Source organism: Paenibacillus woosongensis, assembly GCF_009725165.1.
Classification (GTDB): domain Bacteria; phylum Bacillota; class Bacilli; order Paenibacillales; family Paenibacillaceae; genus Fontibacillus; species Fontibacillus woosongensis.
In genome coordinates, this window is record NZ_WNZW01000006.1 from 86334 (window position 1) to 113314 (window position 26981).

The following is a 26981-nucleotide window of genomic DNA, read 5'->3' on the forward strand; positions in this document are numbered from 1 at the left end:
CCTTGAATAAGGTGATATGTCTGAGTTAATATAGAAACATACGTTCTTGTTTGTGCTATCAATCCCGCGGTATTTCAACGACAGCAGGATACAGTCAGCAAGCCGGAAGGGATGTGATGACAATTGAATAAACAGGGACACTCTGCATTAGCCTTACTTGCGGGATCGGCTACTTCTGCAGCTGCCCTAACGGCTTCCCCAATGAGTACCACTTTGGAGGTTATTGGCTTCGCTGGAGTGATATGCGCAGCTTCGATCGTGGGGGGCCTTGCTCCGGATTTAGATCATAAAACGAGTACGGCGAGCCAGAAGCTCCAGCTGTCATTGGGGAAGAGAAAGCTCATGCGGGCATTGTCGGGGATATTCCTAGTCATAGGATGCGTATGGATTCTGCTAGGCTGCTCCATACAAGCCGGGGCGATTTGGATTGGCGCCGGTATTATGGCTGGCTGCTTGGCAAGGCTCCGGACGATCATACTTATCGCTAGCGGTACTTTGATGCTGATGGGGTATTTCGTTTACGACTGGCACTGGATGGCCCTTTTTGCGGGAATTGCTCTGCTCATCATGCCGTTCGTAAAACACCGTTGGATCATTCATTCGCCTGAGTTTGCAATCGTCCTAAGTTTGGGACTCTTCGTCTTTGGCAGTCAGTACTCAGGATGGGTGATGGCAAGTTGTCTAGGGTTTATTGCGGGCTGGTGGTCTCATTTATTTGGAGATATTTTTGGGAGTGACGGGATACGATCCCTATTTGTTCCGAAGTTTAAAATAGCTCTGCGTTTATTCGATAACGGAGGAGCTGCCGAACGGATGATTTCTAAACTGTGTCATTTACTCAGCATTGTGGTCTGGGTAATTTATGGGCTTGCCCTCTGAAGCTTGGTCCCCTCTATATAAAAAAAGGCGAGAATGTAACGCTTGCGGATATATATTCACATATAAATCCGGGCGTAACTGTCTCGCCTTAGTTTTGTTCTCTTCGTTTAAATATCATCGTGTAGTTTGCCCCGCTCGATCCGTACGGTAGTAGTGATGATGGTAATGATGATGATGGTGTATGAAATGAGGCCCATGATGGGTATAGCCATGGTAGTGGGGATGATGTCCATGCCAAGAGCCAGGGTAGTATGGTTGAGGGTCTCTTTGTTGAGATTCTTGAACGCTGAAATATTCTTTATTCATTGCTTTTCTCCTTTCGGTGAGTAATTAGTTCATCTTATGGACGGCAATGGATTCATGATACTTGACCTAAAGAAATTGGGCTATTTATGCCGACTCTGGGTTTTTCTCAGATTTGCGTATTCGTAAAAATAATCCCTCCGATCTATTGAGAAATATTTACATATCATATAGATTATGTGTATATAACGTTATAATGTTTTGGGGAGATCATTATCGGTATAACAAAGCTGACACGCAAATGAAGGGAGGTGATGTTTCCGTTTTGCGTGGAGAGACAGAAACCTTGCTGATCATTTCATGGGGAGGGGTTTAGTAGATGAGGAAGGGTTTATTTGGCATGCTGGGCAAGCCGAGAAGAGTGCTGCCGTTGTTGCTGGTCTTTACGTTGCTGATCAGTTTGCTGCCGCTGGCGGCTTCGGCGGCCGACCGTGGTGCTTGGGCGCCTAATGTGTCCTATGCAATCAACGATACCGTGACGTATGGTGGAAGTACCTATCGGAATATTCAGTCCCATACCTCTTTAGTAGGGTGGGAACCGCCTAATGTGCCTGCTTTATGGCAGTTGGTTCAAGGCGGCGGAGGTGGAGGCGATACCGCGGCACCAACAGCTCCCGCGAATTTGAAGGTGAGCGGTGTCACTTCATCCAGCGTAACCTTAACCTGGTCGGCATCTTCTGACAACGTAGGGGTAACCGGATATGATGTATATCAAGGATCATCTGTGGTTCTTTCTGTAACAGGAACTATAGCTACGGTTACAGGACTTGCAGCCAGTACAGCTTATTCCTTTAAGGTGGTAGCCAAGGATGCAGCCGGAAATCGCTCCCCGGCAAGTGCGACCGTAAATGCAACGACGGCCGCAGGAAATGGCGGAGGAGGAGGAGGCCAGCTTCCAAAGCATACTCTGACAGGGTATTGGCATAATTTTATTAATAACTCTAGTAATTTAAGAGTAAGAGATGTGCCAAGCCAATACGATATCATTGTGTTATCGTTTGCTGATATGGATCCTTCTAAGCCGGGCGGAGTTACTTTTAGTGTGAATCCCTCGTTGTCGTCGGCTCTGGGAGGATATTCGAATGCGGATCTGATTGCAGATATCCAGGCAAAACGCGCGCAAGGGAAGAAGGTCATCATATCCATTGGCGGTGAGCAGGGCAATATTAATTTGAATAACGCTTCGCCTAACGTTACGAATTTTGTGGAAAGCATGTATGGCATCATTACTCAATTCGGCCTGGATGGCGTGGATATCGATTTGGAGCATGGCATGAATGTTGCGAATTTAACCAGCGCCATTCGTCAGCTGCAGCAAAGAGTGGGCAGCAACTTTATTTTGACGATGGCTCCGCAGACGATTGACATGCAAAATCAGAATACATCTTATATGCAGCTATATAATAATCTGAAAGATATTACATCCGTCATTAATGTCCAGTATTATAATTCAGGCTGCATGCTGGGGCGCGACGGTAAATGTTACTCGCAAGGCACAGTAGACTTCTTAACGGCTCTTTCCGATTTAACCTTGCAATGGGTAGCGCCCTCCCAATTAGGCATCGGCGTTCCGGCTACGCCGTCAGCGGCAGGCGGGGGATATGTCTCCCCGACGGTCGTGAACAATGCGCTGAACTGCCTGGCGACCGGCAATGGCTGCGGAAGCTATAAACCGGTTGCCAAATACCCGGATATCCGGGGAGCGATGACATGGTCGATCAATTGGGATGCGACGACGAATTATAGTTTAGCAAACACGGTCAAACCTTTTCTGAATACACTTCCTTAATTGAAGATAGAAGCTTGCCCCGGTCAATCGGCCGGGGTTTTGTTCATTTCAAGAAAGAGCACGAGTAAACATCGCTAATTTATACATGATTTATTCTCTAATTATTACGGTGTAAGCTAGAAGGGAAATGTGATAAATTAGCATTTGAATTCGCTTTCATACCAATATTTGTAATTTTAAAAAAGAGTAAAGGAGAATTCAGATGAAAAAACGTAGAAGCAGTAAAGTTATTCTTTCGTTGGCCATCGTTGTTGCATTATTGGCAGCCGTCGTTCCTAATGCCGCTTTAGCAGCGGCTCCACCAAGTGCCATGCAGTCCTATGTTGAAGCGATGCAGCCTGGCTGGAACCTTGGCAATTCTCTGGATGCTGTCGGTGCGGATGAGACGGCATGGGGCAATCCGCGGATCACGAAAGAGCTCATTCAGAACATCGCTGCGCAAGGCTATAAGAGCATACGGATTCCTGTTACCTGGGATTCCCATATCGGCGCGGCCCCAAATTATCAAATTGAAGCCGCATACCTCAATCGGGTGCAGGAGGTCGTACAGTGGGCTTTGGATGCGAACCTCTATGTGATGATTAATGTCCATCATGATTCCTGGTTATGGATCAGCAAAATGGAGTCGCAGCATGATCAAGTGCTGGCCCGGTATAATGCCATTTGGCGGCAAATTGCCGATAAGTTCAAGAGCAGCCCGAACAAGCTGATGTTCGAGAGTGTGAACGAGCCTCGCTTCACGGATGGCGGAACTACGGATGAAGCCAAGCAGCAAAAAATGCTGGACGAGCTGAACGTATCCTTTTTCAACATCGTCAGAAATTCCGGCGGCCAGAACGCGACTCGCCCGCTAGTTCTTTCTACGTTGGAGGCTTCTCCAACCCAAGAGAGAATGACGGCGCTTTATAATACGATCACCAAACTGAACGACAAGAATCTGATCGCAACCGTTCATTTTTATGGATTCTGGCCGTTTAGCGTAAATATCGCAGGATATACGAAATTTGATGCGGAGACGCAAAATGATATTACAACGACCTTCGATAACGTGTATAACACATTTGTAGCAAAGGGAATCCCGGTGGTAGTCGGCGAATATGGCCTGCTTGGATTCGATAAGAATACCGGCGTCATTGAACAGGGTGAGAAATTGAAATTTTTCGAGTTCTTTGCCCAGTATGTGAAGCAAAAAAGCATTTCCACTATGCTGTGGGATAACGGACAGCACTTCAACCGCACGAGCTTCAAGTGGTCTGACCCGGATTTATTCAATATGATCAAGGCCAGTTGGACCGGACGTTCATCCACGGCTTCCAGCGACCTGATCCATGTCAAGCAGGGCACGGCGATAAAAGATACTTCGGTTCAGCTTAATCTTAACGGGAATACGCTAACTTCCCTTTCTGTAAATGGAACGACACTGAAATCAGGCACTGATTACATTTTAAACGGAAGCACATTAACTATTAAAGCGAGCCAGTTGACAAAGCTGACCTCCTCAGGGAAATTGGGGGTCAACGCGACGATCGTGGCTAAATTCAATAGAGGCGCCGATTGGAAGTTGAACGTAGTCCTGTACAATACGCCTAAGCTTAGCAGTACGACGGGCACTACATCTTCCTTTGCGATTCCAACGGCTTTCAACGGGGATCAGCTTGCTACGATGGAAGCGGTCTATGTAAATGGCGGCAATGCCGGTCCGCATAACTGGACTTCCTTTAAGGAATTCGAAACGACGTTCAGCCCCGCCTACAGCGAGGGGAAAATCAAACTGCAGCAGGCGTTCTTTAATGAAGTGAACGATGCCACAGTCACGCTCAAGTTCCACTTCTGGAGCGGGGAGATCATCAACTACACGATTAAAAAGAGTGGTACGACGGTGACGGGTACGGCTTCATAAGCGAGTTTGGCAAAAAAGGACCGATATACTGCCTAATTTGGTATTGCCTTAGTTGAAAGCAATTGCTCCGAATAAACAGAATAAAGCCCCGGCCAGCTGGCCGGGGCTTTATGCGTTTAGGAAGTATAAACGAATCATCAGCAATTTATTTAGCTCGTCTCAGTTCAGCAATATCGGCTTCATGTGAAACGGAGCGGATGGACAATCTTTCGAGCAATTTCTCATGCTCCTGCTGGGTTTGGAGAACGGTTTGCTGATTAGTTTTAAGTACAGATATATCCTCACGGACTTGATTCATGTGGTCCGTTAGTTCTTCTACCTTTGTATTTGTGGCAGCAACGATATGAATTAATTGTTGAATGTGCTCGCCATGACTGTTTAGCTGCTCATTGTGGCTTTGTAACTGTCCTCGGATTTCTTTGAATTCTTGGTCGTGCTCATTAAGCTTTCCTCGAATTTCCTTGAGCTGTTTATTGATCTCTTTGAATTGCTGGTGGTGGTTACTTAGTTGCTTGTTTTGGCTATTTAGCTGCTCGCTTTGGCTATTTAGCTGCTCGCTTTGGCTATTTAGTTGCTTGCTTTGGCTATTTAGCTGCTCGCCTTGGCTGGCTTGTACTGCTTTGATTTCCTTAAGTTCAACTAAGATGAGATCTAGCTTCTGGTCAATCATGAGCTCGCACCTCACTAATTTTTTATCCCCATCTTTTCAGAAAAAATAGAGAACATTTGTTTCTAGACCATTATACTATATTTTTGGTGGGCAGGATATTTCAAAATATTTGAAAAATGAAATCAAATAAAATGAACGATTTGGGTTTCATAACAGTCATAGTTATCGAAAGCGAAGCAAGGAGGTGTGTGAAGGTGAATGACCGCGAGCTGTTTGAGGCTTACAAGGAGCAAGTGTATCGTCTCTGCTACTACATGCTGCAAAATCGCGGGGATGCTGAGGATGTTTGCCAGGAAGTTTTCGTGAAAGCGATATTGGCGGACAGGTCGCAAATTCGCGAACTTAGGCCATGGCTCCTCAGAATAGCCACAAACGAATGCAATAGCCTGCTAAGAAGACGCAGGAAAGGCTGGGCAAAAGAAACGCTAGTACATCTGCTCTCCCGTCCACAAATCTCCAATTCGGTGGAAGAGAGCTATGATCGACGGGAAACAAGGACAGCCTTCCATGGGTTGATCAGCAGTCTACCGGATAAAATCCGAATCGTCGTCATTCTGCGTTTTGCCAATGAGCTGACGGTCCCGGAAATCTCCAAGGTGATCGAGATCCCGGAAGGAACCGTCAAATCCAGACTCAATCGAGGATTGGGATTGCTGCGAAACAAGCTGGGGCCGATTGAAAAGCAAAAGAAAAAAGGAGAGGATTTGGAATGGAGCAATTCCGTGAACGCCAAATAAAGCAGTATTTGCAGGAAGAACCGCGGCCGAATTACGATGCGATGTGGACGGTGATCGAGCAGGAAGCTAGCAAGCGTAAACTGGAGCAAACGCCGAATAGCTTGGGGAAATCAAGGAAGCGATGGATTTCTGCAGCCGTCATGGCTAGTTGTTTTCTGATCATCGGGGTGCCCGTGTTTGCAAGCGTGGCGCTCAATTGGGACGGTTTAAGCGGCGGGAAAAGCATAACGGCAGCTTTAAACCAGGGGTATGGCCAGCAATATGACAAGCAGGCGCTTAGCGAAGGGGTAACCATGGGACTTCATGGCGTCGTGGCGGACGATAAAAAAATGAAGCTTCTTGTTTCGATGGATCCAGATCCAACTGGTACGGTATTCGATGCTATTGAATTTGAACATATTAAAATTACTGACGCTTCCGGGAAAAGTGTGCTGCTGCAGGGCTATCTCCAATATGATGAACAAAGCGGCAAGCTGCTTGGCATTTATGAAGCGCCGAATGAGCTAAAAGGACGAAAACAATATGTGTTATCTGCTGAGAACCTCGTCTTTTATCAATATGCAGAGGTTCCTCTAAAATCCATCCCTCAGACGGGACAGACAATTCTTACGGACACCAGCCGCTATCCAAATCTCGACATCGAATCAGTGCAGCGATCGAAGGGACAATTCATTGTCCGCTATAATGTTAAGACTACTGAAGCGAACGCGGAGCACTGGGATCCACATCTGATTCTAAAAACAAACAAGGGAGGAACTGACCAGGGCGTACGGACGATTCTTCCGCATGAAGGTTCTGGATTACTGATCCAGCAGGAGTTTGAGCTTTCTGAGCAGGAATGGACAGAAGCGGAGTTCGATTTCAGCTATCTGCGCGAGGTAAGCCGAGTCAAGGGCAGCTGGCAAATTGATTTTGAAGCGGATGGCAAGAAGGCGGCGGAGGTCCTTTTGTCCCGCAAGCTCCTCAATAACGCTGAGTTTGAGCACATAACGGGAAAAGCCTTGCAGAAGCTGATAATTACACCGCTGGAAATCAGAATCGCCTACCTGGAAGACCAGTCGATGGAACGCATGAAGGAGGGCTCTGTTTGGTATGACACGGTTCGGCTTGAGGTAGACGGCAAAGAGATTGAGGGCGTCTTTTACCTTCTAGGAGATGGGCCGAACAATTATCAGCATGTTTACCAATTCAGTTCCCCGGAGTGGTATAAAGATTGGTCAGATGCTTCGCTTAAATTGATTCTTAAGGATCCGGTCGTTACAAAACGTGATAAATCCAAAAATTGGGTTGAACTTCATCAGCCTAACAAAGAAAAGCAGTATGTGGAGATGAAGGTCGAGGACTTCTATGTAAAATTCACATACTATATGGATGGCAAAGACCTTGTTGTGGAATCGGAATCGGATGATCCGCATTTTAAAGGGATCAGCCAGACGATGCTGCGTGTAGCTGGGGAAGACGTCTACCCTAAAATGGCTCCTTCCGGACCGAACAGTTCGGGCACAAAAGTTGAACGGTACGAGAACCTGAATATATCGGAAACTTTGGAGCTAAATCCGGGATTTTATCGATATTTTGATTCGGCCCGTGACATAGAAATACCATTAATCGAAACGAAATCATGAATATTGCCGCAGCTATAGTCGCAATCTAACAGGGGATGAACATTCGGGAGGGATGATGGTGAAGCTTCAGAATCAAGTAGCGATCGTAACCGGGGCAGCATCGGGGATGGGAAAACAAATCGCGTTGCTATTTGCGAAAGAGGGCGCGAAAGTGGCCGTGTCTGATTTGAATTTAGATGGGGCAAACGCTACGGTCGAAGAAATTACTTCACAGGACGGAACTGCTTTTGCGATTAAAACGAATGTTGCTGTGGAAGAGGATATTCAAAATCTGGTCGATACCACGGTCAAAACCTATGGAACGGTCGATGTACTGGTTAATAATGCGGGAATTATGGACAATATGGAGCCCGCAGGCGATGTAACAGACGAGCAGTGGGACCGGATTTTTGCCGTAAACACAACTAGCGTCATGCGCACGACTCGTAAGGTGCTGCCGGTTTTCCTTGAGAAGCAGAAGGGAGTCATCGTCAACGTGGCTTCGGTTGGCGGGCTGCAGGGAGCGCGGGCAGGGGTAGCGTATACGGCCTCCAAGCATGCGGTCATCGGGTTTACCAAAAATACGGGCTTCATGTACGCAATGCAAGGGATTCGCTGCAACGCGATTGCTCCGGGTGGAGTAGAAACAAATATCGGCGCTTCGATGACGGGCATAAACCAATTTGGAGCTTCAAGGCAGCAGCTCGGTATGGCCATCAATCCGCGTACGGGACAAGCCGAGGAAATTGCCAAGGTAGCCTTGTTTCTTGCTTCCGACGATTCCAGCTTCGTGAATGGTACGGTGGTTTCGGCTGACGCAGGCTGGACGGCTTACTAAGGAGATATGAACAAAGCCTCGGTTCAAACGACCGAGGCTTTGTCCTTTTAGCTCAAGAAATATGCTGGCGCAGGCTGCCGGTGCTGCTGAGCGTGGTGCATTCCCGAAAGGCGAACTGCTTACAGCCAAGGCACTTATGGAATTGCAGATGCTCCAAGGCATAATTCAGCGCCTCTCCGGTATGCTCGAAGCATCGGCTATCGCCGATCAGCGCATAACCGCCGGTTTTGACAAGCAGCTCTTTGGGCTGAGGCTTTATGCCGGAAATGAGAACGATGACGCCGCGCTGCATCAGACGCTGAATCAGGCTGATAAAATTGGCCTCCGCCGTGGTGTCCATGAAGGGGACTCTGCCCATACGCAGCAGCACGACCCGCAGGTCGGGGTCACCGAGCAGCTTCTCCTCCAAATTCTCCAGGACATGGGTGGCCCCGAAGAAAAGCGTTCCTTCAATCGTATAAATGCCGAGCTGCGGACAATTCCGCTCTTCGGTTACCATATGAGCCTGCACCTTCTCTTTGCCCGAGGTGTGGTCAGGCAGCATTTTATTAACCGCAACAATGCCGCTCATCCGTTTCAAGAATAGTATGACCGCCAGGGCCAATCCGGCTTGAACTGCGACTGTCAAGGTCGTAAATACCGTGAGTACAAAAGTAACGAGCAGGATCAGCGAATCCCCTGTCCGCATTTTGAGCATATGGGTAAAGTTCTTGTATTCGCTCATGTTCCAGGCTACGACCATTAATATAGGAGCCATGCTGGCCAGCGGAATGCTGGAAGCGTAAGGGGCGAACAAGACAACGATCAGCAGCACGACGATACCATGAATGACCCCGGATAGCGGGGAAGCTGCACCACTCTTGATATTCGTTGCTGTCCGGGCAATTGCGCCAGTAGCAGGGATGCCCCCGAATAGCGGCGCTGCCATATTGGCTACCCCTTGCCCGATCAATTCCCGGTTGCTGTTATGGCGGGTTCCGGTCATTTCATCGGCGACGACGGCGGATAAGAGCGACTCAATGCTCCCCAGCATAGCGATGATCAAAGCGGGCTGCAGCATCAGGAGGATGCGATCCCAGGTGAAATCGAGCGGAGCGAAGCTCGGCAATTCTGCAGGAATAGGCCCGTAGGCGGCGCCAATTGTCGTTAACTTGCCAGGGAAGAGCCAGGCAGCAATCAAAGTGGAAGCAATGATGCCCACGAGAGATCCAGGCACCTTAGGCAAAATTTTGGGAGTTAGAATAAGAGCAGCCAAGCATATGCCGGCAATCAGCACGCTGTACAGGTTCAAAGAGGATATCCGCAGGAATATTTCTTTCATGTTATAGAAAAAATACTCATGGCGCTCCACCTCCTCAAGTCCAAGGAAGTTAGCGATTTGTCCGCTGAAAATAATGACGGCAATCCCGGAGGTAAACCCGATGGTGACCGGCTTCGGAATAAACTTGATGAGCGATCCCAGCCGAAGGAGCCCCATCAGCACAAGGAATACGCCTGCCAGAAATCCGGCAACCAGCAGGTTTTCGTACCCGTACTGCATCACGACCGCGAGCAGAACCGGAATAAACGCTCCGGTCGGTCCGCCGATTTGGAATTTAGATCCGCCGAGCAGAGAGATTAGAATCCCCGCAATGATCGTTGTGTACAGCCCATACTCGGGTCTTACTCCCGAAGCAATGGCAAAAGCCATCCCTAAAGGAATGGCGACAATCCCGACGATACAGCCCGACACTAAATCCTTGCGGAACGCATGTGCAGAGTAACCACTAAATCGTCCTACCCATTTCATTTTGTATAACCTTCTTTTCTAATCGTTAAATTTGTTTATTGATATCCTCCAGCAGAGATATGGATTCTACTAAATGGTTGTTGAAAATTTGTCTGGCTACCGCGAGCAGGTCGCTGATCAATGGATCACGAAGCGAGTAAATCACGGTTGTACCTTCCTTGACGGTATTGACCAGGTTCTTGGCGCGAAGCACGGCTAATTGCTGGGATACCGCCGAGCCCTCCGATTCCAGCATCGTCTGAAGCTCGTTCACATTGCGTTCTCCTTGGCTTAATATTTCCAAGATGCGGATTCTCATCGGATGAGCAAGCGCTTTGAAAAAATCGGCCTTAAATTGCTGTATGCCTTTGTCCATAACGAAAAAATCTCCTTGGTTTTATATATTCATATATCTGAAATTTTGAATATTTAAATCAAATCCCATGATAGCATGACAAACGCCGTTTGTAAATGACGTATGTACAAAACAAAGAAAGCTGCGAAGGCCGCAGCTTTCCTAGTATCCCTTTATCTCCTTCGTTATTTAGGCATGATCCAGACGATTTCGCAGATGCGAACCAAAAATTTCTTGCCGCGTGCATCCAACACCACATGATCTGGCTTGACGTCGGCGATACAGCCGTCGATTCCTCCGCGAGTCGTCTCCAGCACCACATAGTTGCCGACATTGGCTCTTAGCGCATCGACCACGCACGGGTCGACAAGAGTTACCGCCAGAGGATGATGGCCGTGGCCTCCATGATGAGACATGTGATGATGATGATGCATTGGATAATAATGATTCAAGTGATTCACTCCCATTTCAAATGATACGGCATTCTATGCGAATGACTAGTTCGCCGTATGGGCGGTAGCCTATCGAAAGGAGCGAAACTAAAACCCGGGAAGGTTTACTCCCCGGGCGATCTTTCCTGATCAGCTACCGATGCTCGACGAGGTCGATGGCTCCGAGCACGATGTGCGCCAGGCCAAAGCCAAGAGCGCCGGTGGCGGCAAGCTTATACTTGCTCCGAAGCAGTGAGGCGGCAGAAGCGGATACTACGGCTCCAAGAACAGTAGGAATCAAACCTTCACGCATGCATAACACTCCTTTGGATTCAGTTGGAAAGACAACGTTATTCTGATTCGTCCAGATGCAAATTATGCATAGGATTGACAATATATAGTTGCTATATCTATAATTGTTATACATATAATCATCGCGCGAGGAGGCGTTCAGCGTTGCGGATCAAGGATTCCCTTGGCTATATCATTACGAACACCGGACGTAAAATCACCCAGCATTTAACCCAAAGATTCCATGAATTTGGCATCACATCCGAGCAGTGGGGCGTGCTGCAAACACTGACGGAGGAAGAAGGCATCACGCAAGCAGAGCTGTCCCGGCGCACCGAGAAAGACCCAACCAACGTCACTCGTATTCTTGACCAATTGGAGAGGAAAGAATTCATACGCAGAGGAGCCAACAAGGAGGATCGGCGATCCTATCTGATCCATGTCACAGAGAGCGGCAGAAGCTTAAGTCAGAGGCTTCTGCCGATCGAGACAGAATTTACGCAGTCGTACTTAAAGGATTTGACCGAGGAAGAGCTTGCGCTGCTGCGCCAGGTTTTTCAAAAAATAAATGAACGTCTATAGCCCCTGCGGAGCGTCTATCCCCCAAATTAAACATAGAAAGCAGGAATAGGATTTGAGAGAAACCAGCTTATGGAATAAGAACTTTTTGCTGATTTGCTTCAGCAGTTTTTTTGTGTTTATGACCTTTTATATTTTGGCGGTAACACTGCCGACCTTTGTGCTGGAATCGCTGCATGGCAGCCAGAAGGGAATCGGACTCGTAACGACAGTGTTCGTTATCGCGGCGGTCATCTTCCGGCCCTTAGCCGGCAAGTGGCTGAATGAGCTGGACAACCGCAAAATCATGAATGTCTCACTCATTCTGTTCGCGGTCTGCAGCGCCCTGTATTTGATTGTGCACGGCTTTGCACCGCTGCTCGTTCTGCGCGTCATTCACGGGGCGGCCTTCGGCGTTGCGGCGACGACCACCTCGGCGATCGCGATCAAGCTTATCCCGGAGAAGCGCAAAGGAGAGGGGATCGGCTACTTTACGCTCTTCATGAGTCTGGCGATGGTCTTTGGGCCGTTTCTTGGACTGACCATCATTACCCACTTTAGTTTCCCCGTGCTATTCATCATGTGTCTTATATTCTCGGCGCTCTCTTTGGCCTGCGGCCTGCTGCTGCAAATTCCTGGCGAGCCGGAGCCCAAGAAGTCTGGCGCTGCCTCATCCTGGCATTGGAGCAACTTCATCGAGACGAAGGCGATTCCGATTTCCATTTCCGGCTTTATGCTCGCTTTCTCCTACGGCGCGATTTCTACATTCATTTCGGTTTATGCCAAAAGCCTGGGGATGGAGCCGTTCGCCAGCTACTTCTTCATCGTCTTCGCCGCCCTTATTCTCATTTCCCGGCCATTCACCGGGAGATTGTTCGACCGCAGAGGCGAGCATGTGCTGGTGTATCCAGGCCTGCTCTTCTTCGTTGTCGGCATGATCTGGCTCAGTCAGGCCGATAGCACCTTTGCCTTCCTTGCGGCTGGCGGTGTAATCGGTCTCGGGTACGGCGCTTTGCTGCCCAGCTTTCAGGCGGTCGCGATCAAGTCGGCGCCGATTCAGCGCAGCGGGCTGGCTACTAGCACCTACTTTGTCTTTTTTGACGCAGGCTATGGCGTGGGGTCCTATGTCCTTGGCGTGGTAGCCGCGATGACCAGCTACGGCACGATGTATTTCGTCGGTGCGATGGTGGTCGCTTTTACCACCTTGCTGTACTATGCGCTGCATCACCGGAGACAGGGCAAAGAGCAGGCGGGCGAGACATCCACATAGGTGCGCGCAGCACCAGAATAGCAGCCTCCCAGATTCAAAGCTTTGGCTTATAGGGTAAAAAGAGGTCAATACCGTAAGCCAAGGGAGGGAGCGTGTGATGCGCAAGAGAGCGTCCCAATTGCTGCAGCAGATCATCTTCGTCGGACCATCGACGGTATTCTTCATCTTGATCGTGGCTGCGCCTTTTGTGCTCGGCCTGTATTATTCATTGACGAGCTGGAACGGGATTTCGCGCCAGGCCGACCTTGTCGGTGTGAGCAATTATCTGCACATATTCACGCGAGATCTCGCTTTCCGCAATTCATTTGTCTTTACCGCGAAATTTACGCTGTTTAGCGTCCTTCTAACGAATGTTACAGCATTCATCCTCGCTTATTTGCTGACGAAGCCTTTCCGAACGCGGAACGTGATGCGTACCGTATTTTTTATGCCCCATGTTATCGGCGGCTTGCTGCTCGGTTTTATCTGGCAGTTTATTTTTGTACGGGGCTTCAGCTCAATCGGCGATTGGACCGGGCTGAGCTTTTTTCAGCTGCCATGGCTGGGCACGGAATCCACCTCGTTCTGGGCGATTATTATTGTATTCGTCTGGCAGAATGCGGGATATTTGATGGTCATTTATATCTCTGCGATGAACAACGTGCCGAAAAACCTCATGGAGGCGGCGCAGGTGGACGGCGCTGGCAAACGGCAGGTGCTCGGCAAAATCATCGTGCCGCTAATTATGCCCGCAGTGACGGTCTGCCTGTTCCTGGCGATATCCTGGTCGTTCAAGCTCTTCGATCTCAATTTGTCCCTGACCAAAGGCGGGCCGTTCAAATCAACGGAATCCGTCGCGCTGAACATTTACAATGAAGCCTTCAATATCAGCCGGTTCGGCATGGGCTCGGCAAAAGCGATCCTGTTCTTCCTTATTGTGGCGGTCATTTCCATACTTCAAGTATGGGCCACAAAGAGCAAGGAGGTGGAGATGTGATGGAGACAGCGAAACGGTATAACGGAAAAATCGTGCTAATCGAGGCGCTGATCATTTTCGGCGGCCTGCTGTTCCTTGTTCCGTTTTATTTTCTGCTGGTCAACTCGCTCAAGAGCTTTGGGGAGATTCTGACGGATGCGGCCGGCTGGCCGTCGGCGTTCCAATGGGAGAATTACGCTGGAGCGTGGGAGAAGACGTCGTTTCCCAAAGCCTTCGGGAACTCGCTGCTCATTAGCGTGCTTAGCAATCTGCTGCTAGTGCTGATGTGCGCGATGGCCGCTTACCGGATGGCCCGCAGGCCAACCTGGTTTAACCGCATGCTGTACATGACTTTCGTGGCGGCGATGATCATCCCATTCCAGGCGATCATGATTCCGCTCGTCAAAGTGACGAGCCTGCTCGGCATCATGAATTCGCGAACCGGGCTGATCCTTTGCTACCTTGGATTCGGCGCGCCGCTGACGGTGTTTCTGCTCCACGGATTCGTGAAGTCGGTTCCGCTCGATATTGAGGAAGCCGGGCGGGTGGACGGCTGCTCGCCTTACGGCATCTTCTTCCGGATCGTCCTGCCGCTAATGCAGCCGATTGCGGTAACCGTCGTCATTCTCAACACGCTGTGGATCTGGAACGACTATCTGATGCCTTCGCTGATTTTGCAGAAGCCGGAGCTGTTTACGATTCCGATCGAGACGTTCGCATTTTTCGGACAATTCACGAAGCAGTGGGACCTGGCCTTGCCTGCGCTTGTCCTGGGCATTACGCCGATCGTGATTTTCTTTCTGTTCATGCAGAGATATATTATCGACGGCATTGCGCAGGGCTCGGTCAAAGGGTGACGATACCATGATTTGGATCGATGGACAGGAGGTTGAGCGGATATGAGAGCAGGAAGGAACATCGGCCGGTTGGCCCTACTTGCCCTGCTGGTTCTGTTGGCCGTCTCGCTTGCGGCGGGATGCGGCGGCCGCAAAGAAGCCGAAATACAGGATGGACGCAAGGTGCTGCATATTTTCCAATTCAAGGTGGAAATCGCCGAGGCGCTGGAAGGGCTGCAGAAGGAGTTCGAGCAGGAGCATCCGGACATTAAACTGGAAATCCAGACGGTGGGCGGCGGCAGTGATTACGGAGCAACACTAAGGTCGAAGTTCGCCTCCGGGGAAGAGCCCGATATTTTCAACATCGGCGGATACCGCGAAATGGAAATGTGGGAGGAATATCTGGAGGATCTGTCCGACCAGCCCTGGGTGAAGGATGTCAAGGAGCTGGCCAAAGAGCCGATGACCAAGGACGGCAAATTGTACGGGCAGCCGATGAACCTGGAAGGCTACGGTTTTATCTATAACAAGGAGCTGTTCCGCCAGGCCGGCATTACCGAGCGTCCGGTCACGCTTAGCGGTCTGCGGGAGGCGGCGGAGAAGCTGGAGGCCGCAGGGATTATCCCGTTTTCCAACGGGTATCAGGAGTCGTTCGTGCTTGGCAACCATAACATTAATGCTGCTTTTGCCTATCAGCAAGACCCTGCAGCATTCATCCAGCAGTTAAACGAAGGGTCGGCGAAGTTCGCGGAGGACCCGGTCGTACAGCAGTGGTCGGATCTCTTGGAGCTGACGCTGGAATACAGCAATCCGAACCCGCTCACCACGGATTACAACACCCAGGTGACCCTGTTTGCCAGCGGCCAGGCCGCGATGATGCAGCAGGGCAACTGGACGCAGGGGCAGCTCGATGGGATCGATCCGGATCTTGACCTGGGCATGCTGCCCATGCCGATCGACGATACGGCCGAGGATAATGACGTACTGTTCGTCGGGGTGCCGAACAACTGGGTCATCAACAAGAATTCTCCTGTCAAAGAGGAAGCGAAGACCTTCCTCAATTGGCTGGTTTCCTCCGAGACAGGCAGGAGGTATATCACCGAGGAATTTCAGTTCATTCCGGCCTTTGACAGCATCGAAGGCACAGAAGAGGATCTCGGGGCGCTCGGCATCGAGGTGCTGAAATACACCGATGCAGGCCAAGCACTGACCTGGAACTGGTTCCGGTTCCCAAGCGGCATGTCAGGCGAATTCGCCAGCAGCATTCAGGCCTACATCGGCGGCAAAATCACAAAGCCCGAGATGTACGAACAGTTCCAGCAGAACTGGGACAATTTAAGCGTGGAATAGGCAGGCTCAGAAGCGTTGATGGCAATCTATCAATGCTTCTTTTTTTTGGGCAAAAATGAGGGGAGTCTATCCATCTGCTTTGTTCTTTTGCTAAAATGCATTAGGATGAATAGGGAGAATGATCAGCTATTGAGGGAGCTATCTATGAACAGAATACTGCGATTTTTACGCCGTTTCATGCTGCAAAAAACGATTTATCGGACGTTCCTCGTTTACTATTTGCTCGGTAACCTGCTGCTGCTCGTGCTGCTTGGGATGTTATCCATTCGCGATTCGACCCGGATGATTACGGAAGAGGTGATCCGGTCAAGCAACAAGGTGATGGAGCAGGCCGCCCAAGGCTTAAGCTTCAACCTGGAGGAGACGAAGCGTTCGCTGCTGGTGCTGGCAAGCAACCAATCCGTCGGCGCAATCATGCGGCATGCTGAAGTGCCTGACATGGCCTATTTGCTCCAGCATGAACGAAATATTTCCGAAATTACGCAGAGCATCAATACGTATCAGTCGTTAATCAGCGATGTTCTTATTCTGGGAAAAAACGGGTATGTCAACAATTTGAACGGGCGGAGCTCGCTTTGGTGGGAATATTCCTTCGGGGCGCAGCCGTGGGCACAGGAATCCTTTCAGCCCCGGCAGGGAGATTATTTTTTTAGCCTGGGCATACATCATCAGGATTATTATTTAAGCTCGGACATTTCCCGATATGGACGTCCCACCTTGTCTGTAGCTATGCAGGTCAAAGGCTTTCGCCGCGAGGTCATCGGCTCGGTCATTGCCAACCTCGATTTGCAGAAAGTAAACAGCATGTTCGAGCGCAACAACTATCAGAACAGAGGGAGCATCTTTCTGATCGACGAGAACAGGAGAATCATCGTTCACCAGAACAACGAAGAAATCGGCCAAATCATGGACATTGCTGGAATCGATGAGATATACGAACAGAAGTCGGGCAATTTCCGCACGCCATTGTACGGGGAGGAGCATTTGATTATTTATCAGCCGACGGCGGTTGAAGGCTGGATGATGATCTCCGCCGTGCCGATGAGTGAAATCACGAGCCAATCCGCTCCGCTAAAGTCGAACCTGGCGCGAATTCTTTACCTGTGCCTGATTCTAAATGTGCTGATCAGCCTGGCGGTCACCTTTCGCATTTCCCGGCCGATGCAGGGCCTGCTCAAGACGCTGGACAAAATCGGGACCGACGACATGCTGTACATTCGCGATAAAAACTACCAGTATCACGAAATCAATCAGATCGGCATGAAGTTCAAAGAGCTTATGGACCGGATCGACCTGCTCATTCAGCAAAACTATTTGACCCAGATCGCGCTGAAAGAAGAAGAGCTGAAGGCGCTGCAGGCCCAGATCAATCCTCATTTTCTGTTCAATACGCTGCAGCTGCTGCAGACGGAAATTGTATGCGGTAACATCGAGTCCTCCAATCATATCGTACTTTCCTTAAGCCACATGTTCCGTTATTCGATGAGACAGTCGGGTGAGCTGGTGGAGCTTAGAACGGAGCTGGAGCACGTACGGAATTATCTTTATATTATGAATAAAAAATATGATGACCTCTTGGAGGTCGACGAATACATTCCAGATCAGCGCGTATTGCCGTGCAGAATACCCAAGCTGCTGCTGCAGCCTGTCGTGGAGAACTGTATCCGGCATGGATTCGGCGAGGATCGGCGGGAGGGTGCGATTCGCATCAGCGTCACCACAGTGAGAAGAGGTCTGCTTATCGCCATTTGTGACAGCGGCAAAGGGATGGATGCAGATGAGCTCAAACGGCTGAGACGGCAGCTGGACAAGCCGGATGAGAAAAACGGCAATATCGGACTTTATAATATCAATCACCGGATTAAGCTGAACTTCGGGCAGGATTTCGGAATCCGGGTTCGCAGCACAAAAAATGCCGGCACCTGCGTATATTTAGTTGTGCCGAGGATCGAATAAGCTCGTTGTATGAGGGGGACATGCCATGAAATTGCTAATAGCGGATGACCAAACTTCCCTGCACACTTTTCTGGATAAAACGATGAACTGGACAGCCTTAGGGATTACGGAAATCAAACATGCTTACGACGGCCGGGAAACGCTGCAGCAGCTTGGCGAGTTCCTGCCGGATATCGTCATACTGGACATTCAGATGCCATTTATGAGCGGGATCGAAACCTTGCAGCAGCTGGATGATTCCATAAAGAAGCCGAAAACGGTCATTGTAAGCGCTCACGATGAATTCACCTATGCGCGGGAGGCGCTGCGTCTGGACGTCTATCAGTATTTGCTGAAGCCCGTAGATGTCGTATTGCTGAAGAAAACCATTCTTGAGCTTACATCCGCCATACATGCAGAGCAGCAATCCGTTCTGGCCCATGAATTCGGGAAGCTGGTGCATTCCAGGTCTGCGTATGCCAATAGCCTCGCCGTTGTCGAGCGGGCCTGCGGCTTGCTGAAGCTCCAGCAATGCGCCGTCCTCCATATCGAAGGAGAGAGTCTGAGCGAGCCGCTGCTTGCGGAATGGCTGCTGCAGGCGGAGCCGTCGCTGATTCCGGTAGTTTACCGAAAGAGCCGGAATAAATACAGCTGCCTGCTGGGAATAACCGCTCCCATGCCGGAATCCCGGTTGCTGGAGCTGTGCCAGGAGACGTTATCCCGTATCCAAGCCCATATACCTGAACCAGCGGTGAGCATTGGTGCAAGCCGAATGATGGACGGATGCCATGCTGATCAGCTGCCGGAGCTGCTGGAGCAGAGCGAGGAAGCCGGCAGGCTGAGTTTCTATACCTGTGAACCCGTGAATGCTTACCAGAAAGAAGCATTTAACGAGGCATGGGGCATGCAGCATTTTCAGAGCTACGAGCAGGCCTATCGGGAAATGGTTGTCCGTGAATTTGCTCCGGAGGCCGCCAGGAAGCTGACCGCAGAGATGTTCGATTATTTCCGCAGCTCACGGATTCCGCCGGAGGATGTCTATTCTTTAGTTCTTCATTTTCTATACGTCATTGCCCAGTCGATTCCGACTATGGGCAGGTCAAGAACGAAGCTCGATAACATCACGATGGATGACCTTAGGAGCTATCGTAATATCCGGGAGCTGGAGCTCTTATTTATGAGCTTAATCGATCATATCGCCAGCATCATGAAAGGCCCGAACCTGACGGAGGATATGGTTATGAGAGTGAAGCAATATGTCGACCTCAACTATGGGGAAGATTTGTCTCTGCAGATGGTGGCGGACCGGTTTGGCGTAGACCGCTTTCAGTTAAGCAGGCTGTTCAAGCAGGAAATGAATGTGAACTATTGGAATTATGTGATTCAGATTAGGATGGAGAAGGCCGCCGAATTGCTACTCCGCACGGAGGAGAAGAACAGTGTGATCGCCTCCGTGACTGGATTTGTCGATGAGAGTCACTTCAGCAGGACGTTTAAAAAATACTATGATGTGTCCCCCAAGCAATACCGTCAGCTCCACCGAGGCGAGAAACATTAAGCCGTGCAACGAAATACAAGAAGTTGCGCAACAATATGAATTCCGCCGCGAAAGGAACCGGAGTAAGCTTTGAAATGAGTGTAAGTGCTTACAATGTTGAAATAAGGGGGAACTAAACGTGAAAAGAAAGTCACTGCTATTGATTATGGTTATGATCGTCACGATGGTGCTCAGTGCCTGCGGAGGCAAAGACAGTTCTGAAAGCGCAGCCAGCGGTGCCGAGGGCGGGCAAAGCAAGCAAAAGGTGAAGCTGAGCATCCTAGCCTGGAACAATGAGTCCGAAATGAAGCCGGTCCTGGAAGGGTTCCAGAAGAAATACCCGCATATTTCTTTCGATTTCCAATTTGCTCCGCCGGTCAAAGACTATATTTCGAAATTGCAGACGATGCTGCTGTCGGATTCCGCGACGGATATTTTTATGATCGCTGCCGAGAACCGCAATGAAATTATCGATGGCGGACATGCGATCGATCTGACAGACTATCCGTTCATGGATGTGATGCTCGACAGCAATAAACCGATGCTGAGCAAGGACGGAAGAACCTACGCTTTTACACAAAACGGCTGGGTAGGCGGTTGGTTCTACAATAAGGCGTTATTTGAGAAAGCAGGTATTACGGAGCTCCCTGAAACTTGGGATGAGTTCATCGCCGTGTGCTTGAAGCTGAAAGAGGCAGGAATTGTCCCGATTTATGATACCATGCAGGATTTGACGCAAATCCATTCGGCTCTATACGGGAACATGGTGCTGTCCCAGGACCCTGATTTTGACGAGAAGATCTTTGCTGGCGAAAAAACATTTGCCGACGGGTGGACAGAAGTGTTTAAAGTGTGGAAAAGAGATTTGATCGATACGAAAATTTTGACCTCCGACATGATTGGCCTGACTGGAGATCAAGTCGAAAGCGAGTTTGCACTCGGCAATGTCGCGATGTTCTTCAGCGGCCCGTGGGTGATGGATAAATTGACGCAGGTGCCGGATCTGGATTTCGGAGTCATGGGTCTGCCTGGATTCGAGAAAGGCCAGAGCTACTATGTCGGGGCGCCAGGCGTAGGGTTTGCGGTGAATAGCAAGACGAAGAATAAAGAGGAAGCGCTGCTGTTCCTGGAGTACTTGAGCACGGAAGAAGGCCTGCAGCTGTTCTATGAGGGCACGAATTTAATCATGACAGCCAAAGGCTTCGAGGCGGAAGTGCATCCTGCCCTGCAAAACGCATATGAGGAAGGCCTGATGCAAGGTAGAATCTATTTGCCTATGGTAACTTGGCCAAGATACCAGGAAGCGCTCAGAAACCAATTCGTTGTATCGACCCAGGATATGGCTGTAGGTAAGATTACGCCGGAGGAAGCTGTTCAAGCCATTGATAAGAAATTCATTGAGATGGAGAGTTACTAAGGTCTAGCTCACTGAAAGGAAGATCAATCTTGGGTAAATTTATGCGACAGCTGCAATACCAGGTGTTTCTGATTCCGATTCTGATCATCTATACCTTGTTTACGATTTACCCGTTAATTCGCTCATTTATGCTCAGCCTGACTAATTTTAACGGGTATTCAACGAACTATGACTTTATCGGCTTGAAAAATTATGCGCGCTTGTTCGCCGACAATGCGATCGTATCGGGAATATCATTTACGATATTGTTTGCGGTCGCAACAACGGTGCTGGTCACTTTGCTTGCGATTCCGCTAGCGCTTGTTCTGGATCAGAATTTTTTCAGCAAAAATGTACTGCGGGCGGTCTTTTTCTTCCCGTCCATTCCGAGCGGCCTGCTGTTGGCCTTTATCTGGGGGTTTATCTTCGCGCCGATTCCATCGGGGATTCTAAACACATTCCTGCGCGAACTGTTCGGGATGTCGGCACAGCCATGGTTATCCGATCCCGTGCTGGCCAAGGTATCGACGATTGTCGTCGCTGTTTGGGCCACGACCGGCTGGCACGCGGTCATTTACCTGGCCTTCCTGCAGTCGATTTCCAAGGACTTCTTCGAGGCGGCGGCGATCGATGGGGCCAACAAGTGGCAGCAGATCCGCTACATTACTATTCCGCTGCTGGCTCCGGCGATGACGGTGAGCGTGCTGCTCTTAATCACTAACGGCTTGAAGGTTTATGAGATCCCGTTTGCATTAACGAACGGCGGACCTGGATTTGAGACGCATACGATTACGCAGGTGATCGTGCTCCGGGGGATTTCCGAAGCTCAGTTTGGCCTCGCGTCTGCGATTTCGGTCATCTTCTTCCTTATCGTACTAGTGATTGGCTTCGTCCAATTCAACCTGATGCAGAAAAGGGAGGAGCGCATGCAATGATAGGATCCAAACGGAAATTATGGATACTGGATGTTCTTATGCTTCCTTTCGGACTGCTCACTTTTTTCCCTTTTTACATCATTATCGTCAACACGTTTAAAAGTGAGTTCGAAACGGCAACGAAGCCGGTCAGCTTGCCTACAAGCTGGAACTTCTCGAATTATGCCAGAGTCTTTGAGGAGACGCCGATACTGCGCAGCTTTGGCAACAGCTTGTTTCTGACCGTAACGGCCGTTATCCTGATGGTGCTGATCGGAGCCATGGCAGCGTATCCAATCGTATATAACCGGACTCGCGTAAACCGGGTCATTATGGGATATTTGCTGCTTGGGTTCATGGTTCCGTTTCAGACGCTGCTGGTGCCGCTGTTCCAGTTGATGACCAACTTGAAGCTGGTGGATAAGCTGTATGGATTAACGACGATGTATTTAGGGGGCTCGGTGTTTGTCTTCTTCCTGATCCTGGGGTATATGAAGACCATTCCGAAGGATCTGTCGGAGGCGGCCATCATTGATGGCTGCTCCATCTGGGGCATATTTTGGAAGATCATCCTGCCTTTGCTGCAGCCGATTACCGTAACCTGTGCCGTGCTGCAAACGATGTGGATCTGGAACGATTTCCTGTCCCCGATGCTGTTCCTTAGCTCCCGGGAGAATACAACGCTCGTTCTGGAGATCTACAAGGCAAAGGGCGAATTCGCGGTCAATTGGCCGATGTTCATGACGATGACGGTCATTACCCTTGCTCCTGTGTTTGTATTCTTTATCGCCATGCAGAAGCAAATCGTAGAGGGGATCGTTGGCGGGGCAGTGAAAGGATAAGAGGAATTCAGGCAGTGAGAGATAAAATATTACGAAGTGCCAGATATACGATCAAATTCAGCCGAGCTGGGATAAAAAAAGCGTGGAAACAGGCTGGAAATTGAATAGGAACAACAAGCTGAAAGCTGCCTTCAACGGATGTTGGGGGTGGCTTTTTTTTGTTAATCCAACCAGATAAGGGACTTTATGACTATACAAGATCAAATGTAAGTTAGCCGATAAAGATGATACATATTAATAAATTTAGGAAATGGAGGAAATAAGTTAGTTCTCGTCAGGACTCCTACTCTACTACGGCCGGCGACGAAGTCCTACACCCGGTAACATTCCGTTATTCCGGTGAGGATTTGAACAGCTATGGAGAAGCGGCAGCCTGGACAACGACGATGGAGGCTACGCGCTCCAAGGATACGCGAGTTTTTAATAAAACCTTCCAATCGAGCAGCAAGCCGGATATCCATTACTTAGGCGAGCAGCGCAGCGAGGAAGCAAGTACGCAGTACAAGCAGCAATTCACTTACGATGAAACGAAGGGCTGGAATGCTCCTGTTCAGGTCACCGAAAGTTATATGCAGGGAGGCCGTGCTTCAGAGCCTTTGTCCATTCATTATCAATACAATGATGAGGGACTGGTGACGGCGGAAAATTGGAGTACGGGACAGGAGATCAGCTATGAATATACCGCATCTGCTGCTCTGTTCTTCTGGGCGCTGCCAAGTAAAATCAGCACCAAACTCAGCAGTAATCAGTCAAGGGTGGAGCAATATCAGTACAATAACCAGGGGAGCGTGCTGCAATCCAGCGTTAGAGAGAATAGCGCAAGCGGCAAGCTATTAGCTCAAACCGATTTCACATACGATGCTTACGGAAATATCGCCTCCTCCAATGTTAAAGATGATAAAAGAACGAATACGGTGAACTATGCGTACCAATCTCCTTATGGGAAACATTTGCCGACAAAACGCTCGATGGTCGTTCATTCCGTGGATGGTTTTTATACCGAAGTTAGCCAACGTTATGAATATACTTCAGCGGGTGAAATAAAATCGGCAGAAGATGAGTCGGGAGCGGTGACCTCATATACTTATGATGTAATTGGCCGCCTGATCCAAACGCTTTACAGTGATCAGACCACGAAGACGGTGAGATATGAGGATGAGCTGAACACGGTCACGACTACGGGCACGGAAGGCATCGTCATCGTCGAAAAGTTTAACCCGCTTGGACTGCTCGTTCAGGAGAAGGTAGACGACGCTCTTTTTCAATACGTATATGACCAAGAAGGGAATATGAAGGAGTCTATAGACGCCGAGCGAAATAAAACCAGTTTTGTCTATGATGGCTTCAATCGCCTTACGGGAACTATCTTTGCAGACGGTTCCCAGGACAGAGTCGAGTATGATATGGTTGGCCGCACGACGACTTACACCGACCCTGCTGGCGTGAAGCATCAGGAGAAGACGGATCTGCTTGGAAATGTATTGGCGTTCGAGGAATCGAGAAATGGGGCATATGTTCCTTTGGAGCAGACGGTCTACGACTTGGAAGGCCACCCGGTGATCGTCACGGACGGAAATGGCGGACAGACCCGATATGAATATGATGCGCTTGGGCGTATGATATCTGTCTCCGATCCTGAGCTGCGTTCGACGCGTTATACGTACAGCTTGGCAGGTTATCTGACCAAAATTCAATATCCGGATAATACGTATGTAGAGAAGGAATACAACCAAGCAGGCAACCTGATCCGGCAAATGAATGAGGAACGGCTGGTTGAGGCATTCTTTTACGATTCACGAGGAAACCTGATCAGATCGCTGGATCACGCGAGTCAATTTACGGAATACGAGTATAATAGCGATAATTTGCTTACCCTGATCAAAGCGCCTGGCCAGCAGATAAAATATAGTTACGATGCGATGGGGCGCCGTACCGGAATGGCCGATACTACAGGGAATACGACGTATACCTATGATCCGCAAAGCGGGTTGCTAACGAGGATCGCCTATCCTGACGGTACGCAAATCGAATATTCCTATAACAAGCAGATGCGGACGGGATACACACTGAAGGATGCTTCCGGGAAAACGACAGGCGCTCAGTATACATTGGATGCCATGAACCGGGTTAGCGCTCTGGATGTAGTGCATGATGCGTCAAGCAATGGAAGAATGGCGGCTTTTGCTGCCGGGTCCGGGTCGCCCGTGGATCGAATGACCTTTGACTACCAAGCGAACGGACTGCTGCAGATCCAGTCTTCCAGTAATGGACTAAGCACCTCATACACGTATGAAGGCTATGACTTGACGGCGATGACGCTCGCGCCTGGGGCGGCGGGAAGGACGCTTAGAAGCGGCTCTGCAGCTCTTATGGGCGAGATGAGTGAGAATGCAGAAGTACAACGTGCTGCGGGCTTGCAGTTCACTTATCAATACGACGACAACAAGAACATTATTTCCCGCAGCCAGGACGGGGCCGACGATACCTTCGCTTATGATTCCCTGAATCGAATTCAAGAGGAGAATGGGCAAGACCTGAGCAAAAAGTACGTCTATGACGAACGCGGAAATCGCCTCGAGGTAGAGGGCCAGCAGGTTCGGGGCATGACGAATGCCGAATTCACCTTCGATAGCCTCAACCGTTTAACAAAAGTAACAGGCGAGAACGGTACAGCAGTCAGCTACAGCTATAACGGAGACGGCTTCCTATACGAGCGGGCTGAAGGAGCGGAGCGAACCCGCTATTACTATGACGAACAAGCGAAACTGATTGCAGAAGCAGACGTAAGCAATGGTTCACCAAGCATAACCTACACCTACATCTACGATTTAGCCGGCCGGCTATGGTCCCGGGTGGATCAAGCAACCGGAGAAGTCCAGTATTATCAATTTAACGGTCATGGCGATGTAGTAGGTCTGGTCGATAGCGCGGGGAACCAGCTGAACAGCTACACTTACGATATTTGGGGCAACCCTGAGCTTGAGGAAGAGACCGTTCCGAATATCTTCCGCTACTCTGGAGAGTACTGGGATGCAACGACGGATTTGCAGTATCTCCGAGCCCGCTGGTATGATCCGAACGCGGGAAGATTCGCATCAAAGGATAGCTATGAAGGGGACATTACTAACCCGCTAAGCCAGAACTTGTATACGTATGTGCATAATAATCCTTTGATTTATACGGATCCTAGTGGGCACAAAGTTTGGTTGATTCATGGTACTTACTCAGATCCGACTACATGGACACCGGATTTTGTGAAATATGTGGAGGGTCTGTTTAATGAATCAAGTAAAGCGCTAGAGTGGACAGGAGAAAATAGCAAAGGTGCACGTTCTGATGCGGCTAAGGGTTTTGTAAACACAGTATATGAGTGGCACAGTAAGAATCCTGACGAACCTATTAGATTAGTAGGGCATAGTCATGGAGGAAATGTGGCAATCATGTTAGCTAATCTTCTGGAGGAAAAAGGGATGCAAGTCGAGACATTAATTACAGTAGCGACTCCCGTTAGGGAATATAACTTGAAGACAGAGGTCGGTCAACATATTCATATGTATAATAATAGAGATATTGTCCAAGGCGACATGGGAGGAAGTTGGTGGTGGGCAGGGTCTACATTTACAAGGAAATTTAAAGGTGCAGATAATGTGCGAGCGAAAGATGGGGAGACAGGCACAAGCATTCAAGCTCATTCAACCATGCACAGTAATGTGGACATTTGGAAAAAATATATTGAGCCGATATTAAAATTAGGCCTTCATTCGAGTTCAAGTGGTAGAGGATCATTTTAGTTAAGATAATAAAGGTTTAATCTAAAGGGGGG

General features: G+C 49.4%; 22 protein-coding genes. 17 read left to right on the forward strand and 5 right to left on the reverse strand.

The annotated features are described in order from the left end of the window. The first annotated feature begins 201 nt into the window (after positions 1-201). The 3 genes from GNP95_RS15700 (at position 202) to GNP95_RS15710 (ending at position 4871) form a co-directional block, all read left to right on the forward strand. Positions 202-879: a metal-dependent hydrolase gene (locus GNP95_RS15700; protein ID WP_230873858.1), complete on the forward strand. Its 678-nt coding sequence runs from the start codon at positions 202-204 to the stop codon at positions 877-879. Positions 880-1501: 622 nt separating this feature from the next. Then, complete coding sequence (locus GNP95_RS15705) at positions 1502-2971, forward strand: chitinase (protein WP_155611817.1); 1470 nt, start codon at positions 1502-1504, stop codon at positions 2969-2971. Positions 2972-3173: 202 nt separating this feature from the next. After that, complete coding sequence (locus tag GNP95_RS15710; RefSeq protein WP_155611818.1) at positions 3174-4871, forward strand: cellulase family glycosylhydrolase; 1698 nt, start codon at positions 3174-3176, stop codon at positions 4869-4871. A 145-nt stretch (positions 4872-5016) separates the two neighbouring features. Here the strand turns inward: GNP95_RS15710 and GNP95_RS26250 are convergent, their stop codons facing one another. Beyond that, complete coding sequence (locus GNP95_RS26250) at positions 5017-5541, reverse strand: coiled-coil domain-containing protein (protein ID WP_230873859.1); 525 nt, start codon at positions 5539-5541, stop codon at positions 5017-5019. 194 nt (positions 5542-5735) lie between these two features. Between GNP95_RS26250 and GNP95_RS15720 the strand changes: the two genes are divergently transcribed. From GNP95_RS15720 to GNP95_RS15730, 3 genes are read left to right on the forward strand one after another with little or no spacing between them, the layout of a single operon-like run. Continuing rightward, entirely contained in the window at positions 5736-6278 is a 543-nt protein-coding gene (locus tag GNP95_RS15720) for an RNA polymerase sigma factor (protein WP_330163468.1), read from the forward strand. Next, positions 6251-7903 carry a DUF4179 domain-containing protein gene (locus GNP95_RS15725; RefSeq protein WP_155611819.1) on the forward strand — a complete coding sequence of 551 codons (1653 nt, stop codon included), beginning with the start codon at positions 6251-6253 and terminating at the stop codon, positions 7901-7903. Before GNP95_RS15720 ends, GNP95_RS15725 begins: the two co-directional genes overlap by 28 nt. Before the next feature lie 58 nt (positions 7904-7961). After that, complete coding sequence (locus GNP95_RS15730; protein WP_330163469.1) at positions 7962-8720, forward strand: SDR family oxidoreductase; 759 nt, start codon at positions 7962-7964, stop codon at positions 8718-8720. A gap of 52 nt (positions 8721-8772) precedes the next feature. On the opposite strand, the gene GNP95_RS15735 is transcribed toward GNP95_RS15730, so the two are convergent. The 4 genes from GNP95_RS15735 to GNP95_RS15750 all read right to left on the reverse strand — a co-directional run bounded on the left by GNP95_RS15735 (position 8773) and on the right by GNP95_RS15750 (position 11587). Continuing rightward, the gene (locus GNP95_RS15735; RefSeq protein WP_155611821.1) at positions 8773-10509 is read right to left on the reverse strand and encodes a SulP family inorganic anion transporter; all 1737 of its coding nucleotides are present in this window, start codon (positions 10507-10509) and stop codon (positions 8773-8775) included. A gap of 25 nt (positions 10510-10534) precedes the next feature. Beyond that, on the reverse strand, positions 10535-10864 hold the full coding sequence (locus GNP95_RS15740) for an ArsR/SmtB family transcription factor (RefSeq protein ID WP_155611822.1): 330 nt from the start codon (positions 10862-10864) through the stop codon (positions 10535-10537). Between the two features lie 164 nt (positions 10865-11028). Then, positions 11029-11310 carry a DUF2642 domain-containing protein gene (locus tag GNP95_RS15745; RefSeq protein ID WP_373871011.1) on the reverse strand — a complete coding sequence of 94 codons (282 nt, stop codon included), beginning with the start codon at positions 11308-11310 and terminating at the stop codon, positions 11029-11031. 118 nt (positions 11311-11428) lie between these two features. Next, positions 11429-11587, reverse strand: coding sequence for a hypothetical protein (locus tag GNP95_RS15750; RefSeq protein WP_019635287.1), 159 nt, complete (start codon positions 11585-11587; stop codon positions 11429-11431). 143 nt (positions 11588-11730) lie between these two features. On the opposite strand from GNP95_RS15750, the gene GNP95_RS15755 reads away from it, so the two are divergent. The 11 genes from GNP95_RS15755 (at position 11731) to GNP95_RS15805 (ending at position 26949) form a co-directional block, all read left to right on the forward strand. After that, positions 11731-12147: a MarR family winged helix-turn-helix transcriptional regulator gene (locus tag GNP95_RS15755; RefSeq protein WP_155611823.1), complete on the forward strand. Its 417-nt coding sequence runs from the start codon at positions 11731-11733 to the stop codon at positions 12145-12147. A gap of 52 nt (positions 12148-12199) precedes the next feature. Next, entirely contained in the window at positions 12200-13393 is a 1194-nt protein-coding gene (locus GNP95_RS15760) for an MFS transporter (RefSeq protein WP_155611824.1), read from the forward strand. A gap of 97 nt (positions 13394-13490) precedes the next feature. Next, complete coding sequence (locus tag GNP95_RS15765) at positions 13491-14369, forward strand: carbohydrate ABC transporter permease (RefSeq protein ID WP_155611825.1); 879 nt, start codon at positions 13491-13493, stop codon at positions 14367-14369. Further along, positions 14369-15205: a carbohydrate ABC transporter permease gene (locus GNP95_RS15770; protein ID WP_155611826.1), complete on the forward strand. Its 837-nt coding sequence runs from the start codon at positions 14369-14371 to the stop codon at positions 15203-15205. Before GNP95_RS15765 ends, GNP95_RS15770 begins: the two co-directional genes overlap by 1 nt. Positions 15206-15247: 42 nt before the next feature. Continuing rightward, positions 15248-16534 carry an ABC transporter substrate-binding protein gene (locus GNP95_RS15775; protein ID WP_155611827.1) on the forward strand — a complete coding sequence of 429 codons (1287 nt, stop codon included), beginning with the start codon at positions 15248-15250 and terminating at the stop codon, positions 16532-16534. A 144-nt stretch (positions 16535-16678) separates the two neighbouring features. After that, positions 16679-18490, forward strand: coding sequence for a cache domain-containing sensor histidine kinase (locus tag GNP95_RS15780; protein ID WP_155611828.1), 1812 nt, complete (start codon positions 16679-16681; stop codon positions 18488-18490). Between the two features lie 25 nt (positions 18491-18515). Continuing rightward, entirely contained in the window at positions 18516-20027 is a 1512-nt protein-coding gene (locus GNP95_RS15785) for a response regulator transcription factor (protein WP_155611829.1), read from the forward strand. A 118-nt stretch (positions 20028-20145) separates the two neighbouring features. Then, on the forward strand, positions 20146-21423 hold the full coding sequence (locus GNP95_RS15790) for an ABC transporter substrate-binding protein (RefSeq protein ID WP_083484821.1): 1278 nt from the start codon (positions 20146-20148) through the stop codon (positions 21421-21423). Positions 21424-21452: 29 nt separating this feature from the next. After that, a complete protein-coding gene (locus GNP95_RS15795; protein WP_019635278.1) occupies positions 21453-22337 on the forward strand; it encodes a carbohydrate ABC transporter permease in 885 nt (294 codons plus the stop codon). Then, positions 22334-23158, forward strand: a complete 825-nt coding sequence (locus GNP95_RS15800; protein ID WP_155611830.1) for a carbohydrate ABC transporter permease — start codon at positions 22334-22336, stop codon at positions 23156-23158. Before GNP95_RS15795 ends, GNP95_RS15800 begins: the two co-directional genes overlap by 4 nt. A 347-nt stretch (positions 23159-23505) precedes the next feature. Then, entirely contained in the window at positions 23506-26949 is a 3444-nt protein-coding gene (locus tag GNP95_RS15805; protein WP_196427205.1) for an RHS repeat-associated core domain-containing protein, read from the forward strand. Positions 26950-26981 lie beyond the last annotated feature (32 nt).